At 43.4% G+C, this 16,398-nt stretch carries 15 protein-coding genes; 4 read left to right on the top strand and 11 right to left on the bottom strand.

All coding sequences use genetic code 11. The annotated features are described in order from the left end of the window. The first annotated feature begins 191 nt into the window (after window positions 1-191). The 3 genes from fbaA to E2R65_RS16665 all read left to right on the top strand — a co-directional run bounded on the left by fbaA (window position 192) and on the right by E2R65_RS16665 (window position 2,247). Entirely contained in the window at window positions 192-1,271 is a 1,080-nt protein-coding gene (gene fbaA / locus E2R65_RS16675; protein WP_134337624.1) for a class II fructose-bisphosphate aldolase, read from the top strand. 84 nt (window positions 1,272-1,355) lie between these two features. Beyond that, window positions 1,356-1,856: a low affinity iron permease family protein gene (locus tag E2R65_RS16670; protein ID WP_134337623.1), complete on the top strand. Its 501-nt coding sequence runs from the start codon at window positions 1,356-1,358 to the stop codon at window positions 1,854-1,856. Continuing rightward, a complete protein-coding gene (locus E2R65_RS16665; RefSeq protein ID WP_134337622.1) occupies window positions 1,822-2,247 on the top strand; it encodes a GNAT family N-acetyltransferase in 426 nt (141 codons plus the stop codon). The genes E2R65_RS16670 and E2R65_RS16665 overlap by 35 nt, the downstream gene beginning before the upstream one ends. Before the next feature lie 124 nt (window positions 2,248-2,371). Here the strand turns inward: E2R65_RS16665 and E2R65_RS16660 are convergent, their stop codons facing one another. From E2R65_RS16660 to E2R65_RS16635, 7 genes are all read right to left on the bottom strand, one after another. Then, window positions 2,372-3,229 carry a hydroxymethylglutaryl-CoA lyase gene (locus tag E2R65_RS16660; RefSeq protein WP_134337621.1) on the bottom strand — a complete coding sequence of 286 codons (858 nt, stop codon included), beginning with the start codon at window positions 3,227-3,229 and terminating at the stop codon, window positions 2,372-2,374. Window positions 3,230-3,232: 3 nt separating this feature from the next. After that, window positions 3,233-4,546 (bottom strand): NAD(P)/FAD-dependent oxidoreductase, encoded by a 1,314-nt coding sequence (locus E2R65_RS16655; RefSeq protein ID WP_134337620.1) that lies wholly within the window; start codon window positions 4,544-4,546, stop codon window positions 3,233-3,235. A 208-nt stretch (window positions 4,547-4,754) separates the two neighbouring features. Then, window positions 4,755-7,754 (bottom strand): protein translocase subunit SecDF, encoded by a 3,000-nt coding sequence (gene secDF / locus E2R65_RS16650; protein WP_134337619.1) that lies wholly within the window; start codon window positions 7,752-7,754, stop codon window positions 4,755-4,757. 114 nt (window positions 7,755-7,868) lie between these two features. After that, a complete protein-coding gene (locus E2R65_RS16645; protein WP_134337618.1) occupies window positions 7,869-8,351 on the bottom strand; it encodes a dihydrofolate reductase in 483 nt (160 codons plus the stop codon). A 294-nt stretch (window positions 8,352-8,645) separates the two neighbouring features. Continuing rightward, window positions 8,646-8,867, bottom strand: coding sequence for a four helix bundle protein (locus tag E2R65_RS20035; protein WP_373867802.1), 222 nt, complete (start codon window positions 8,865-8,867; stop codon window positions 8,646-8,648). After that, the gene (locus E2R65_RS20030) at window positions 8,827-8,940 is read right to left on the bottom strand and encodes a four helix bundle protein (RefSeq protein WP_373867801.1); all 114 of its coding nucleotides are present in this window, start codon (window positions 8,938-8,940) and stop codon (window positions 8,827-8,829) included. The genes E2R65_RS20035 and E2R65_RS20030 overlap by 41 nt, the downstream gene beginning before the upstream one ends. A gap of 188 nt (window positions 8,941-9,128) precedes the next feature. Beyond that, window positions 9,129-9,950: a thymidylate synthase gene (locus tag E2R65_RS16635; protein WP_134337617.1), complete on the bottom strand. Its 822-nt coding sequence runs from the start codon at window positions 9,948-9,950 to the stop codon at window positions 9,129-9,131. A 155-nt stretch (window positions 9,951-10,105) separates the two neighbouring features. Here E2R65_RS16635 and ispE point away from each other — a divergent pair, with 155 nt between their 5' ends. Then, window positions 10,106-10,909: a 4-(cytidine 5'-diphospho)-2-C-methyl-D-erythritol kinase gene (gene ispE, locus E2R65_RS16630; RefSeq protein WP_134337713.1), complete on the top strand. Its 804-nt coding sequence runs from the start codon at window positions 10,106-10,108 to the stop codon at window positions 10,907-10,909. Between the two features lie 47 nt (window positions 10,910-10,956). Here ispE and E2R65_RS16625 read toward each other — a convergent pair whose 3' ends face one another. From E2R65_RS16625 to tgt, 4 genes are all read right to left on the bottom strand, one after another. Further along, window positions 10,957-11,241: a LapA family protein gene (locus E2R65_RS16625; RefSeq protein ID WP_134337616.1), complete on the bottom strand. Its 285-nt coding sequence runs from the start codon at window positions 11,239-11,241 to the stop codon at window positions 10,957-10,959. Window positions 11,242-12,100: 859 nt separating this feature from the next. Next, window positions 12,101-13,078: a DMT family transporter gene (locus E2R65_RS16620; protein ID WP_134337615.1), complete on the bottom strand. Its 978-nt coding sequence runs from the start codon at window positions 13,076-13,078 to the stop codon at window positions 12,101-12,103. Beyond that, on the bottom strand, window positions 13,078-14,193 hold the full coding sequence (locus tag E2R65_RS16615) for an LptF/LptG family permease (RefSeq protein ID WP_134337614.1): 1,116 nt from the start codon (window positions 14,191-14,193) through the stop codon (window positions 13,078-13,080). The genes E2R65_RS16620 and E2R65_RS16615 overlap by 1 nt, the downstream gene beginning before the upstream one ends. Continuing rightward, window positions 14,194-15,324: a tRNA guanosine(34) transglycosylase Tgt gene (gene tgt, locus E2R65_RS16610; RefSeq protein ID WP_134337613.1), complete on the bottom strand. Its 1,131-nt coding sequence runs from the start codon at window positions 15,322-15,324 to the stop codon at window positions 14,194-14,196. Window positions 15,325-16,398 lie beyond the last annotated feature (1,074 nt).

Genomic DNA, 16,398 nt, shown 5'->3' with positions numbered 1-16,398 from the left:
CTAAGTCTTTCAAGTACTGCAAAGAAACAAAATATTTTAGATATGAGACGTGAGATATTAGATTTGAGAGAGAAGTTTAGTAAATAATAAGCAGATGTGGGAACTAAAAAAGTATAAAAAGCTAAAAATCTTACATCTAATATCTCAAATCTCATATCTAAATGATAACTTCGAGCCCCAAACATACGCTCATGGATTTAAAAAATATTAAAGGTGTTCTGCACGGTGACCAAGTGCAGGAACTATTTGAAGCAGCTAAAAAACATCAGTTTGCTTTACCTGCCGTTAACGTTATCGGCACAAACACTATCAACGCGGTAATGGAAACGGCTGCGGCTGTAAAGTCACCTGTTATTATTCAGCTATCAAATGGCGGCGCGCAGTTTTACGCGGGTAAATCATTAGATAACTCAAAATTACAGGCTTGCATTTTAGGCGGTGTATCTGCGGCTAAACACGTGCATTTATTAGCCGAGCATTATGGTGTTGCGGTTATTTTACATACCGACCACGCCGCAAAAAAATTATTGCCCTGGATTGACGGTTTGTTAGAGCATGGCGAAAAATTCTTTGCAGAAACAGGTAAGCCGCTGTTCTCATCGCATATGCTGGATCTTTCTGAAGAGCCTATCGAAGAAAATATCGAAATATCTGCTAAGTACCTGGAGCGCATGGCCAAAATGGGTATGACCGTTGAAATTGAACTGGGTGTAACCGGCGGCGAAGAAGACGGCGTAGATAACTCTGACGTAGATAGCTCGCGTTTATATACCCAGCCCGAGGAAGTTGCTTATGCTTACGAAGAACTTTCTAAAGTTAGCCACCGTTTTACCATTGCTGCTGCATTTGGTAACGTACATGGTGTGTACAAACCGGGTAACGTAAAATTGCAACCGGTTATCTTACACAACTCGCAGGAGTTTTTGAAAGAGAAGCATAACCTTACTGCCGATAAACCGATCAACTTTGTATTCCACGGCGGTTCTGGTTCCAGCCAGGAAGAAATTCGCGAGGCGATATCTTACGGTGCTATAAAAATGAATATTGATACCGATATGCAGTTTGCATTTTGGGAAGGTATAAGGGATTATTACCAGGCCAAAGAAGGCTACTTGCAAACACAAATTGGCAGCCCCGATGGTGACGACTCGCCGAACAAAAAACATTACGACCCGCGCGTGTGGTTGCGTAAAGCCGAGGAAAGCTTTGTTAAAAGGCTTACAGAGGCGTTTGGCGACCTTAATTGTATTGATGTAAACAGCAAGTTGTAATTACTGCAGCTTATAACCATAAAAGGCGCCTGTGTTAAATAACATTGGCGCCTTTTTTTAGTTATTATGTAAATTTTAAAAACAATGGCAAGGGGTAAAAAAAATTTATTTGAAAGATTTGCTAACTGGGCCACAGCTGCTACAGGTAGTTCGGCAGCGTTTATTATAGCTATTTGTACCATTTTAATATGGCTGGTAACCGGGCCTATATTCAAGTATTCGGATACGTGGCAACTCATCATCAACACGGGCACAACCATTATTACCTTTTTAATGGTGTTTTTGATCCAAAAATCACAGAATAAAGACTCGAAGGCTATTCATCTGAAGTTGAATGAACTGCTTGCCTCGCACCAGGGGGCCAGCAACCGCATGGTTGATATTGAGGACCTTACCGAAAAGGAACTGGATCAGCTGCATAAATTTTATGTGCAACTATCTGATCTGGCAGAAAAAGAAGACGATATCACCTGCACACACTCCATAGATGCAGCAGAAGAGAACCATAAAGAAAAATTATCCGGGTTAAAATCAAAATCTCATTACCAGCATGCCATCAAAAACAGAAGTAAAGCAAATAAATAACCTTGCCGATCTGGAAAAGGCGTTTGCCATCAGGCATGAGGTGTTTGTTTTGGGGCAAAACTGCCCTGCCGAACTGGAAAGAGCTAATGAAGAAGAGTCTGTACATTATTTGGCAACTGTTGATGATGAACCAGCAGGTGCTGCAAGATGGCGCAAAACAGCGGATGGCTATAAGTTAGAACGATTTGCAGTTTTAGCAAAGTACCGGGGCTTTGGGGTAGGGCAGCAATTGGTAAAAACGGTTCTGGCCGGTTTGCCGGCAGATGCTAACTATATCTACCTCAACTCGCAAATCCCCGCGGTAAGCCTGTACGAAAAATTTGGTTTTGAAAAAACCGGGCCGGAGTTTACCGAAGCAGGGATACGGCATTATAAAATGGTGAAGAAGTAGACTCAGGATTTTAAAGTCGGGAATTAAGATTATATACCTAATTATCAAGTATGAAGCTATTTTTTAAGTAGATCCCATACAGTTAAAGGCCAGCTTTAAACAGATCGCTTCAATAAGGGCATTATTATCCAAACACTCTTCCGGAATACGCCATAGCCTCGCCAAGTTTATCCAGATCAAGCCCCAGGTTGATGTTTTGATGCAACAGGAATGCTACGAGGTTTTCGGTAGCGATGTTGCCTGTAAGATCATCTTTGGCCATTGGGCAGCCACCGTAGCCTTTTAATGCCACATCAAATTTAGTGCAGCCACTTTCATAAGCGGCGGCTATTTTTTCCTGCCACGTATCGGGGGTAGAATGCAGGTGTAGCCCAAATTCAGTTATTGGCGATTGATTTTTAAGGGTAGGGTAAAGGCTGCTGATCTGCTCTGGTGTGGCAATGCCTACCGTATCTGACAGGGCGATGTACCCAATCCCCTCATCTGTCATTTTTTGAGCCCAATGCTGTACAATATCTGTGTTCCATTCATCCCCGTAAGGGTTACCAAAACCCATTGACAGGTAGATTAACAGGCTTTTATTATTTGCGCCGCACAAATTGTTGATGCGTTTTACGTTATCAAAAGCCTGCTCCACAGTAGTGTTGGTATTACGCAGCTGGAACGTTTCTGAAATGGAAAAAGGATAGCCCAGGTAATGGATCTCCGGATGGATCACCGCATCTTCTGCGCCCCTGTAATTAGCTATAATAGCTAATAATTTAGATGGGCTGGTGCTTAGGTCAAGCCCGGCCAAAACTTCGGCCGTATCCCGCATCTGCGGAATGGATTTGGGCGATACAAAGCTGCCAAAATCAATGGTGTCAAAACCCACCTGTAACAGCAGGTTAATGTAAGCCGCTTTAACATCAGTAGGTACAAAATTATGCAGGCCCTGCATGGCATCGCGGGGGCATTCGGTTATTTTAAAATGTTCGGCCATTGGTTAGTCGGGTTTAGATACCTGCTCGTCCTTTTGCACCAGTTCTTCGCGCTTAAAGTTACGTATAATCAACCTGCTACCGCCATTATAAGTAACATAGCTGGCTACCCAGTTAATAAAAACAATAACGCGGTTGCGGCCGCCCATCAGGGATATCAGGTGCACAAACATCCATATCAGCCAGGCAAAAAAGCCCTGGAATTTTAGTTTGCCTATATCGGCAATGGCTTTATTGCGGCCAATGGTAGCCAACGATCCTTTGTCGTTATACTTAAACGGAACGGCAGGCTCGCCTTTGATCAGTTTGTAGATGTTTTTGCCGGTAGTTTCGCCCATTTGTATGGCTACCTGCGCTACACCGGGGTGGCCTTTTGGTGTTTCTTCGGTTATCATGGCTGCCACATCGCCAATGGCAAATATATTGGGGCTGCCCACCAGGCGGCAAATGGTATCTACCTTAATACGGTTGCCACGCTCAATAGCGTCTTTAGATACACCATCGGGCACCACGCCCATCACCCCGGCAGACCAGATCACGTTTTTGGTAAGGATGCTTTTGCCGCCCTCAAACTTTATCTCGTGGCCATCGTAGCTTTCTACTTTTACGTTTAATAATAGCTCAACGCCCATTTTGTGCAGGTAATCTTCGGCAGCCTTTGATCCCTCGTCAGAGAATGGGCCTAATACTTTAGGCAAAAAGTCTACCAGGTAAACTTTCATCTCTTCTTTCATCAGTTCGGGATAATCCTTGTTCAGTACGTGGTTGCGCAACTCGGCTAAGGCGCCTGCAAGCTCTACACCGGTAGGGCCGGCGCCAACCAATACAAAGGATAGGTAAGGTGCGCGTTCTTCCTTAGCGGGCTTTAAAATGGCCTCTTCCAGGTTTTGCAGCACCATATACCGAAGGTTCAGTGCTTCGGGGATAGATTTCATCGGCATGGCATAATGCTCTATATCCTTATTGCCAAAAAAGTTGGTGGTTGAGCCTGTAGCAATCACCAGGTAATCGTAGGGTATCTCGCCAATAGTGGTTACAACGGTATTCCGTTCGGCATCAATACGCGTAACCTCGGTATTCCGGAAACGCAGATTTTTTTGCCCTTCAAAGTTTTTACGAAGCGAAAAGGCGATAGACTCGGCCTCCAGGCTGCCGGTGGCTACCTGGTACAACAGTGGCTGAAACGTATGGTAATTGTGTTTATCTATCAGGATAACTTCAACGGGTTTCTCGGCCAGTTGTTTGGCCACCTGCAGGCCACCAAAGCCGCCGCCTATAATAACTACTGTTGGGAATTTTGATTGATCAACGGGGTTCATGAGCACTATTGTTTTTTGTTTGAATAAAAGCCGGCTCTAAATCTCCTCCCGAAAGGGAAACTTTAAACCCTGCCTTCCGGAGGGAGTGCAGATAGTGGCTATAGTTGTAAAACAAAAAAGGCTCCAAATGTTCTTTGAAGCCTTTTAAAAAATAATATTATGAGTGATGGGTTAATTAATCACTGAATCAACCCATAGCAGTTTTATGCTATTTCAGGTCTTTCTTTCCAAAATCTATGATAACAGGTGTTGCTACACAGATAGATGAATAAGTACCGAAAATTACACCAATTAACAATGCGAATGAGAAACCGCGGATAACGTCACCACCGAAGATGAACAAGATCACTAATATCAATACCACCGTAAATGCAGTGATAATGGTACGGCTCAAAGTATTGTTGATGGCATGGTTAATTACCTCTTTAGGATCATCGGTTTTTGCATGGTGATGATCCAGAAACTCGCGGATACGGTCAAACACTACCACGGTATCGTTAATTGAATAGCCAATAACGGTAAGCAATGCTGCGATAAACGCCTGGTCGATATCTAAAGAGAACGGAAGGATATCTTTAAAGATCGAGAAGAACGATAGTACCAGCAATGAATCGTGCGCGGTAGCCACCATAGCACCCAAGCTGAACTGCCATTTACGGAACCTGATCAATATATAGGCAGAGATTACGATGATGGCCAGGATGATGGTCCATTTTGCCGACGCCTTTACCTCGTTAGCAATGGTTGCCTCTACTTTTTGGTGGCTTAGGATGTTTTTGTCATCAATTTTAGTTGCCGGGTTGGCAGATAGCGCTTTGATCAAAGCAGTTTGTACTTTGTCGTCAGCATTTGCCGAGTTATCGTCAATCAGGTAATTGGTATTGATGCTGATCTTATCAGTACCATAAGTTTTAACTTCGGTACCGCGGCCAAGCGTTGCGTCAACAGCCTCGTGTACCTGTTCTGTCGTAACAGGCTGGTTAAACTTCACTACATAAGTATGCCCGCCGCCAAAGTCTACACCGTAGTTAAAACCTTGTGTTGCCATGGAGATTAAACCGGCTACAATAAATATACCCGAGAAGGCGTAAAATTTAAAGCGGTTTTTAACAAAGCCGTAATTGGCGTTTTTGAAAGTATGTGAGCTCCATGGGCGAGAGAAGGTGATATCCCAGCCTTTTTCAAGCATGTATTCAAATATCAGCCTTGATATCAGTAACGAACAGAACAGGGTAGTAACGATACCGATCATCAAAGTGGTTGCAAAACCCTGTATCGGGCCTGATCCGAATAAAAATAAGATCACACCGGTTAAGAATGTACTGATGTTGGCATCAAGGATAGATGGTAAAGCATGTTTAAAACCATCGGCAACTGCTATACGGATAGATTTGCCCAAGCCAAGCTCTTCGCGAACACGCTCGTAAACCAGTACGTTGGCATCTACCGCCACACCTAATATTAAAATGATACCGGCTATACCAGGCAGTGTTAATACTGCGCGGATACTTACCAATACACCCATCAGGAAGAATACGTTGATCAATACCGCAATTACAGCTACAGTACCTGCACGTTTGTAGTAGGCCACCATAAAGATCAGGATAACTACTAAACCCAGGATACAAGAAAGTAAACCTGCGCTGATGGCTTCCTGGCCTAATGACGGGCCTACAACTGCCTCGCCAATAATGTGTACAGGTGCCAGTAAACGGCCTGCCTTTAAAATATTAGCTAAATCTTTGGTGTCCTCCTGGGTGAAATTACCGCCCGAGATTGATGATACACCGCCCGAGATCTCGTTTTGAACGTTAGGGGCAGAATAAACGTTGTCATCCAACACAATAGCGATAGCCCTTTTGTTGGTACCTGCAGATGCTTCGGCTGTAACGGTTTTCCATTTTTGGGCACCTTGCGAATTCATGTACATGGTAACCTCAAAACCACCTTTTTGCTGGTCTACATCGGCACGTGCATCATTAATCACGTCGCCCTGTAATACCGGGCCATTTTCTGCACCGGATAATTTGATCGCATAAAGTTCAAATATTTTAGTGCCTTTCTCTGGTTTTACCCCCCAAAGGAATTTTAAGTTTTGCGGAATAACAGATTTGATATCTGCACTGTGCAGGTAGTTGTTAACTTTTGCTGTATCTTTTTGCGCAGCACGGCCAACAATAGGGCCCGGTGCTAATTGCGCCTGTCCATCCTGTCCCTGGTAAACCATAGGGGCAAGTACCGCAAATAACGGTGCCTGGTCTGCCAGTTGGCTTTTGTTATTTAAGCCTGCAGAATCTTTAGCGGTGTTATTTTTTAATTTGTTGATTAATGAGTTTGCCTGTTTTGCAGCAGCAGTTGAATCTTTTGGTGCAAGTGCGGCAGTTTTTGTCGCTTTGGCGGTATCAGCCTTGGCAACTGCGGTATCTTTTTTAGCAGCCTTGTTTTTAGCGGCTATAATGCCGTTAATGTTGTTAAGCAAACCATAAACTTCGCTGTTATCAAAAGTTTGGTAAAACTCAAGCTTTGCCGTACCGGATAATAATTTACGTACACGCTCGGGCTCTTTTACACCCGGTAATTCAATTAAAATGCGGTTGGTGCTTTTTTGCAGTTGGATGTTTGGCTGCGTAACACCAAATTGATCAATACGGGTATGCAACACGGTATATGACTGCTGTACCGCCGTATTGGCCTGGTCTTTCAAATAAGCCTCAACATCGCTGTTAGATGAATTGTATTTTAATTTATCCTGGTTGCTGCTGTTTGCAAATATAGAAGCAAGCTTGGCATTAGGGGCCAGCTTTTCGTATTCATCAACAAACAGGGTAATGTAGTCTTTTTGCTCGGTAACGCTTCTTGCCTGCGCATTGGTTAATGCCTGGTTAAAGGCAACATCGGCGCTGTTGTTGGATAGCGTGGTAACCAGCTCACGTAACGAAATTTGCATCGTAACGTTCATACCTCCCTTTAAATCTAAACCCAGGGCAAGCTCCCTGTCAACACAATACTGGTAAGTATGGCCGAGTACCGGGTAAACCGGCAGTGTAGAAACAGAATCAAGATAGGCCTTCTCCTTTTCAAGATTGCCTTTAGAATACGCTTTGGCATCATTCTCAACTTTGTGGGCCACCCAGGTGAATGAAAGCTGGTATAAGCACACAACAGCCAGCAGAATGGCGAAAAATTTAATAACCCCTTTACCTTGCATCGCGAATTAAATATGTAATTAATTAGTTTATAAGCTTTTTAAATAAGACGGCAAATCTAATAAAATTTCACAAGCATGAAATTTTTAATTGAAACAAAATAATCTGAGTTTTTGTTACCGGCGGTTTAGTGTGATAAATGAATAAGGAAGCGGGTTTTTCTCGTCCGGCTCATGATACTCCCGGCTCACTTCATCCCAGTGCATATAATCAATTTCGGGGAAAAACGTATCTGCCTCAAAATCCTGATGAATAATGGTGAGATAGATGCGGTCGGTTTTATCCATTGCCTGCCGATAAATTTCGGCGCCGCCGCCAATAAACACCTCATCCTCGTGTGCGCATAGCGCCAGGCCTTTGTCAATTGACTGTACCACCTCGCAGCCGGGTATCTGGATAGGTTGCCGGGTTACCACAATATTGCGGCGGTTTGGCAAAGGCTTACCCACCGACTCGTAGGTTTTCCTCCCCATGATGATAGTGCGGCCTGATGTGATCTCTTTAAAATGTTTCAAATCCTTCGGCATGTGCCAAAGCAGCTGGTTGTTTTTGCCTATAGCGTAGTTTTGGGCTATGGCTACGATGATGCTTATTGTCATTGGGTCATTGGGTCATTGAGTCATTGGGTCATTGATGTACCAAGCATCTCAAGTAATTTATCAGAAAGTTTTTTTAGTAATTCGTTATCGTCTTTTATAATTTCTTCTACAAACTTTTTACGATTGGCGGCTTCTTTTATTTTTGATTTGCACTAATATATCTGGCATTATCTCCTCTCTCAGTTCATCAATTAATTTTGTAATTGCTTTTTTGATTTCGATAATATTCATAGTTTTCTAATAAAAGCATTTTATGACAATGAATTGCTTGTGGCTTATTCATTGTTTGGCTGCTCAATACTTTTTACTGATGTATTTTATGTAGATGTTTAGTTTATGATGGATGATTTCCAATTCTTTAATAAGTTCGATATGCTTTTCTTTGCTAATTAAACTTTTTACCAGGCATTTATTAAGCCATCCTTTTGTTTCTATTAATGATCCCCTGCTAAAGTAGCAGAAGTTTTTATTTTCCTTATAATGAAATCTTCCAAAATCCTTCGGCAATATTAGCACTAATGGAATCTGCTGATCTTGTAATTTGTTTGCCGATGGTATCTTTAACAAAGTAATTCCACTCTAAAACCAGGAACCAAACTTTGTTGGAGAAAGCATCCGCCAGATTGTAAATTTCTAATCTTCAATTCTATTACTCATCATTATACATCAATATGTAATAAAGAAACAAACTCTTCCGTACATTTCAAATTCATTTAATGACCCAATGACCCAATGACCCAATGACCCAATGACCCAATGACCCAATGACCCAATGACCTAAACCGCAACCACCCCTTTAATGTGCGGGTGCGGGTCGTAATTCTCTAGGGTAAAATCTTCAAACTTAAAGTCGAAGATGTTTTTGATGTTGGGGTTGATCTTCATGGTGGGCAGCGGGCGTGGGTCGCGGCTTAGTTGCAGTTGGGCTTGCTCCAGGTGATTGTTGTAAATGTGGGCATCGCCAAAAGTGTGTACAAAGTCGCCATAATCCAGGTTGCATACTTGGGCCATCATCATCGTGAGCAACGCATACGATGCAATATTAAAAGGCACCCCCAAAAATATATCGGCACTGCGCTGGTAAAGTTGACATGACAACTTGCCCTTCAGTTCCCCCTTCAGGGGGTTAGGGGGCTGCACATAAAACTGGAATAAGCTATGGCAGGGTGGCAGGGCCATCTGGTTCACATCGGCAACGTTCCAGGCCGATACCATGATGCGGCGCGAATCGGGATTGTTCCTGAGTTGCTCTACAACCTGCGTAATCTGGTCGATGTGGCCGCCATCGGGTTTTGGCCAGCTGCGCCATTGGTAGCCATATACAGGGCCAAGGTTGCCGTGCTCGTCGGCCCACTCATCCCAAATGCGTACGCCGTTATCTTTTAAATACTGGATATTGGTATCGCCGGTTAAAAACCAGATCAGTTCATGGATGATAGATTTCAGGTGCAGCTTTTTGGTGGTCACCATCGGGAAGCCATCCTGCAGGTTAAATCGCATCTGGTAACCAAAAACGCTTAAGGTGCCTGTACCGGTGCGGTCATGCTTTTGCGCTCCGTTCTCCATCACATGCTGCATCAGGTCGAGGTACTGTTTCATTTTTGTTGTTTGATTAAGTTGATAGTTGATTGGATGAGTAGTTAATGGTACTAATGAACTAATGAGCCAATGAACAATTCTGACACAAATAAAAAAAATCTATTTTTGGTATCCTACTGATGTGCATAAATACATGGTAGTGTTAATTGAATTTGATGATAGCTTTCCCTAACGCAAAAATAAATATCGGCCTTAATGTTATAGCCCGCCGCCCCGATGGTTACCACGACCTGGAGACCGTTTTTTATCCCATTAAAATTAATGATGTGCTGGAGGTGGTAGAAGCCGATAAACTGAGTTTTGAATCGTCGGGATTGGAGATACCCGGAAGGCCCGAGGATAACCTTTGCATTAAGGGTTACCACCTGCTGAAAAAAGACCACGACCTGCCGCCGGTAAAGATCCACCTGCATAAAAACATCCCGATAGGCGCAGGGTTGGGAGGGGGGTCTGCCGATGCCGGGTTTTTTATTAAGCTGATGAACGATAATTTTGGACTGGGCCTATCTGATGACAGCATGGAAGAATACGCCCGCATACTGGGTGCCGATTGTGCTTTCTTCATCCGCAACAAGCCGGTATTTGCCTTTGAGAAAGGTGACGAATTTGAACCTATTAACTTGGACCTATCGGCCTACAGCATTGTTTTAGTGATGCCGGATGAGCATATATCAACTGCTGAGGCTTACAGAGGCGTAAAAGCCGCGCCGGTTAAAGAAACCCTATACGACCTAATAAAAACGCCCCTTACGGCATGGAGAGGGCATATTAAGAACGATTTTGAAGGCCATATCTTTCGCGATCATCCCGCCATACGTGGCATAAAAGCAGAGTTGTACGAGCATGGCGCGCTATACGCCAGTATGAGCGGCAGCGGCGCATCGGTTTTTGGCATTTTTGAGGACACCCCAAACCTGGAGGTGATGGAAGAATTTAGCCAGGTTTTTTACAACGTTTAATTAAGATCAGGAGAGCGCTGTCTCAAATCTCCAATCTAAGCAGGTGTCTAATCCCGGCTGAGGTAATCCCGGTCTTCGTCACTTAGTGTATTTTTGTCTTCATCGGCGTGCAGCTCATCATAGTGCCCGCCGATGTTATATTTTTTGTTTTTTGGGCGGGCAACCAGCACGCCCAAAATAAACCCGCCCACTGCTACCGCCGTAAGTACCGCCACCTTTGACAGATATACCGTGCTAAACAAAAGGGTGAATTTCACTTCGTCGGTATTTTGCATAATTACTACGGTAAGCAGCACTACAATTACAAGTGCAAAAATGGTTCTGATGCTCATGATAGACTGATATTGATTTGGTACTACAAGATGCACTTTTTTAATCTTTTTTAAAAATGGCAAATCTGCAGCCATCAATCTGATCTTGCAAAGATCCGGTTGCAGCAATTTAGGTGAAGCCGGCTGGTGGGCCGGGAAGAGCAGTTTATTTAAGATGTCATTCACCAAGCCCGGTTGTCATCATCAAAAAAATCTAACGTGCCTTAACGGCTTAAAAAACGCCTCATATATTTCGGCATTAATGGATGCCTGCCGAAATTATCCGCATCGTTTTTAAGCGCTATTTTTCGTTCCAAAATTCGATTTTGTATGCGCAATTGCTACTCCCGGCAATTAATAACAAATCCTGATTTCTGACTTCGTTACACTTTGATAGAAAAATACAACATTTTAAGCAATAGGAATTACAACTTAATATAATATGATTCAAATAACTCATTTACATGATAATATAGATGTAATTAACGTATTAATAATATAATTGCTATTATTTTTAGCATTTTAATTTTTTAAAAGTTTAATTTATCTATATTTTAGAAGTAGTTAGTTGTCATAAATAGCAGATTATCAATACTTAATATATTTAAAATAAATTGATTAATATAGCTGATGAGTTTGATTTTGATGATGTATTAAGGGATGTTTATAAATAAACATACTTTTCATTTTAAATACACTAATTAAAATTTGAATTGCCCTGTATTTGCTCCGGATATTAATTACGGGGAATTGGCGCTCTAAAAATAATAATGCCTTAGCGGGCTTTAAAATGCGTAATATGAGAGGCGCACTTTGCCCCTACCCGCATTAAAACAGGGGGTATTTTTAGATATATAAAGGAAAAATAAAGCTTAAAAAATTAGCGGTTACGGCGTTTAGCCACCTGCTTTTGGGCCACAGGGAAAAGGAAGATGGTAGACAAAATAATGACCGAGCCTACCCAAAAACCTGCCGACATTTTATTCATATCGCCAAAAAAAAGAAAGGCCATCATGATACCGTACACCGGCTCCAGGTTGGTGATGAGCGCCACCCGGAAGGCAGAAAGTTCGCGCATTACAGATACCCCTGCCACGTACGCCAGCGATGTGCACACCGTGCCCAGCAGGAATAAATAGCCCAGATCTGTTGCTTTAGGGATGATGAAATTGCTGGTACCGCCGGTAACAAAAAGGTACAAAGTGATCCAAACAAAGGCGCCGGATAATTCATAAAATGCAATTACCGGGGCCTCGTGATGCTTCACCTGGCGGCCGTTGATGATGGCAAAAAGGCTGGCCAGTATGGCGCTGATAAGGCCTGCTATGATACCCTTAGTGTATTGTGTTTCGAATTTAAAAATGAGGATAATGCCGATAATGATAAAAATTCCGGCTACGATCTCCATCTTAGAGATAGGTTTTTTGTTGATGACCGGCTCAAAAATAGCAGTAAAAAGCGTGATGGAGGAGAGGCAAACCAGCGTTACCGGCACGGTAGAAAGCTTGATGGAAGCGAAAAAAAGCACCCAGTGGCCGCCCACCAAAGCCCCCGTAAACACCAGTTTTAGCATCGTATTACGGCTCACTTTGAACGCAGTTTTGTTAAATTTAAAGTATAAAAACAGCGATAAACTGGCAATAAGTACCCGGTACCAAACCAAATTTACCGCCGAAATTGAAATTAACTGACCCAAAATTCCGGTAAAACCCCATACAAAAACGGTAAAATGGAGGATAATCAGGTTCTTATTGAGACCATTTTTCGCCCCCGAAACGTCTTTTAACGGCTCTAAATCGCCCTTATTTATGCCAGAAATGGTAGTGTCGGTATTGGATTTAGCGCCTGTTTGGGCCATTATTTTGGTGCTTTAATAATTAAAATGTAGCCCAAAATACCAAAAATAACGTTAGGGATCAGCACCGCAATGAGGGGTGGAAAGCCCCCTTTTATGGCAAATACCAGGGCAAATTTGTTTACAACAATATACGTAAAACAGATGAAAATTCCAATGCCGAGGGGTAAACCAACCCCGCCGCGCACCTTGCGCGATGCTATGGCAACACCGATACAGGTGAGCACAAACGAGGATAAGGGCTCGATAAAACGGCGGTATTTTTCGAATTGCATATCAACCACAACGCCGGTGCTGCGTAGTTTTTCCTTCTCAATTCCCTTGTTTAGGGTGGCCAAACTCATGGCCCCATAGATGTTGCTCACCACGTTATCATGGGCCTCAAAGTCTACCGGGCGCATGTCTAAAACGGTATCTAAATTAGGCAAATTCGTCTTAAAAACCTCCTTTAAACCGTTCACATAACGTATAGAAGGGGCATTAATAGTCCACCTGGTTTTAAGCGAATCAAACTTAATACTGGTAGCGGTAAGGCGCTCCTTCATTTCGTCGCCGTCAAATTTCTCGAGGGTGAAATTATACCCGGATTGCAGGCTTGGGTCGTAGCTTTGCAGGTACACAAACGTGCGTTTATCCAGCTGGATATGCACCTCGCTTTTGGATGGATCATCGTTTTTAAAGAAGTGCGCACCCTCAAAAGTTACCTTTAATTTATTAGTATATGGTAGTAAATACAGGTTGGCAAACAGCGATACGATGAATATTAAACCCGCAGAAAGCGCATAAGGGCGTAAAAACCTGTAGAAGCTGGCCTTGCTGGTAAGTATCGGCACAATCTCGGTTTGGTTGGCCATTTTAGCCGTAAAGAAAATTACCGCCAAAAAGTTGATCAGTGGCGATAAAAGCATCAGGTAAAAGGGGATAAACCCGGCATAATAAACAAATATAATGTCGTTTAAAGAGGCATTATCGCCCAAAAAGTTATCCAGGTGCTCAGATATATCAAACACTACAGATATCACCATAAAAATACCCAGCGTAAATACAAAGGTGCCCAGGTATTTACGGATGATATAGGAATCTATAACGGTTAAATATTTATCTAAAAAGCGCTTCATTTATAATCTTTGGCCTAAACGGTTCACCATAACTTTCTTCCAGTCGTAAAACTCACCGCTTATAATTTTATTGCGCGCTTCTTTAACTAACCACAAGTAAAAGTGCAGGTTATGTAAAGTAGCGATCTGTGCGCCCAGCATTTCGCCGCTGTGTATCAGGTGGCGCAGGTAAGCTTTGGTATAGCAAACATCGGCATACAGGTCGCTATCAGCCTCAATAGGGCTAAAATCGTTTTTCCACTTTTCGTTACGCATGTTAATGATGCCGTTTTTGGTGAACAGCATGCCATTACGGGCGTTACGGGTAGGCATTACGCAATCAAACATATCTATGCCTAAAGCAATGTTTTCCAGCAGGTTAATAGGTGTGCCTACGCCCATCAGGTAGCGGGGCTTGTGCTCGGGCAGTATATTACAAACCACTTCGGTCATGGCGTACATTTCTTCGGCCGGTTCGCCAACGCTAAGGCCGCCAATGGCATTCCCTTCGCGCTCAAAAGAGGCAATTACTTCGGCCGACCGTACCCGCAGATCTTTATATACCGAACCCTGCACAATCGGGAAGAATGTTTGGCTGTAGCCGTATTTAGGCTCGGTAGTATCAAAGCGGTCGCAGCAGCGTTTAAGCCAGCGGTGCGTCATCTCGATGGATCTTTTTGCGTAATTATAATCGCAGGGATAGGGGGTACATTCGTCAAATGCCATAATGATATCGGCACCTATGGTACGCTGTATATCCATCACATTTTCGGGCGTAAACAGGTGTTTGGAGCCATCCACATGCGAGCGGAAAGTTACGCCCTCTTCTTTTATCTTGCGTACTTCGCTTAACGAGTACACCTGGTAGCCGCCGCTATCGGTTAAAATAGGGCCGTCCCAACCGTTAAATTTATGCAGGCCGCCGGCCTGTTCAATCGTATTTAAACCGGGGCGCAGGTACAAATGATAGGTATTACCCAATATGATCTGGGCCTTAATATCATCCTTCAGCTCGCGCTGGTGTACCGCTTTTACGGTGCCGGCTGTGCCCACGGGCATAAAAATAGGCGTTTGTATCACCCCGTGGTCGGTAGTAAGTTCGCCTGCGCGGGCTTTAGAAAGCGGGTCTTGTGCTGTTAAATTAAATTTCATTTATCCGGGCAAAATTAGCAAAAGCGTTTGGCATTGGGTATGGTTAATTAATGGATTGTTAGATTGTTGCAGCGGGTTAAAGATGCGAAGTATCGCATCTCTACATTATATATCAGTAAAGGCGCGATACGTCGCGCCTTTTTGCATGCAAGGAGGCGCGTTAAAAGACGCGAAGTATCGCGTCTCTACATTAATCATGTTGTTCGTAGAGGCGGGATACTTCCCGCCTCCTTGCATGCAGGGTTTGCAGGTACACCGGGTTTTACCTCTTATTAACGGTGTTTCGGCGTAAAGTAAAGCGGGTAAACCCCTCCCTGCCATTTCACAACCCTACGCACCCCTCCCCAAGGAGGGAATTTTTAAATGCAATAGTAATAGCCATGAGTATATAAAGTAGGGCCTCGTGCGATTCCCTCCCAACGGGAGGGTGCAGGGAGGGGTTTTGGCTTAAAGTAAGGCTGATAAAACCCCTTCCCATTAGAGGAATTTTAAGTTCCAAATTCATTAAAGACGCGAAGTATCGCGTCTCTACATTATTATGTTATTCGTAGAGGCGGGATACTTCCCGTCTCTTGCATGCAAGGTTTGCAGCGGATGCCGGTTTTACCCCTTATTAACGGTGTTTCGGCGTAAAGTAAAGCGGGTAAACCCCTCCCTGCCATTTCACAACCCTACGCACCCCTCCCCAAGGAGGGAATTTTAAATGCAATAGTAATAGCCATGAGTATATAAAGTAGGGCCTCGTGCGATTCCCTCCCAACGGGAGGGTGCAGGGAGGGGTTTCGGCTTAAAGTAAGGCTGATAAAAACCCATCCCATTAGAGGAATTTTAAATGCAAATTCATAAAGACGCGAAGTATCGCGTCTCTACATTAATTATGTTATTCGTAGAGGCGGGATACTTCCCGTCTCCTTGCATGCAAGATTTAGACGCGAAGTATCGCGTTTCTACATTATTATGTTATTCGTAGAGGCGGGATACTTCCCGTCTTTTGCATGCAAGATTTAGACGCGAAGTATCGCGTCTCTACATTAATTATGTTATTCGTAGAGGCGGGATACTTCCCGTCTTTTG

It is taken from the genome of Mucilaginibacter phyllosphaerae, assembly GCF_004378255.1.
Taxonomy (GTDB): domain Bacteria; phylum Bacteroidota; class Bacteroidia; order Sphingobacteriales; family Sphingobacteriaceae; genus Mucilaginibacter; species Mucilaginibacter phyllosphaerae.
This window is presented reverse-complemented; position numbering and strand designations above follow the sequence as displayed.